Origin of the sequence: Sphaerotilus sulfidivorans (assembly GCF_013426975.1) — a bacterium.
GTDB lineage: Bacteria > Pseudomonadota > Gammaproteobacteria > Burkholderiales > Burkholderiaceae_C > Sphaerotilus > Sphaerotilus sulfidivorans.
This window is the reverse complement of sequence record NZ_JACCPY010000107.1, coordinates 1-340: the sequence shown is the minus strand read 5'-3', so window position 1 is coordinate 340 and position 340 is coordinate 1. Positions and strand designations below refer to the sequence as shown.

At 70.0% G+C, this 340-nt stretch carries 1 protein-coding gene; it reads left to right on the top strand.

Annotated elements, in window-relative coordinates; translation table 11 throughout:
* A partial coding sequence (locus tag HZU84_RS20145; RefSeq protein ID WP_180693136.1) for a Tn3 family transposase occupies window positions 1-305 on the top strand: 305 nt, incomplete at its 5' end.
* Window positions 306-340 lie beyond the last annotated feature (35 nt).

Genomic DNA, 340 nt, shown 5'->3' with positions numbered 1-340 from the left:
CGCTGGCCCGTGCCGTCTTCTTCGGTCGGCTGGGAGAGATCCGGGACCGCGACTTCGAGCAGCAGCGCTGGCGGGCCAGCGGGCTGACGCTGGTGACGGCGGCCATCGTGCTGTGGAACACGGTCTATATGACGCGGGCGGTGGCCGCGCTGCGCAGCCATGGCCAGGCGGTGGACGACGCGCTGTTGCCCCACCTCTCGCCGCTGGGGTGGAACCACATCAACCTGACCGGTGACTACGTCTGGCGCGGCGGCGTGCCCGGCAAGGGGCGGTTCCGGCCGCTTCGGCCTGTGGGGTGGCCTTAGCGTACGATTTTTTCCGTTTTCTGCGGCGGCCCGTC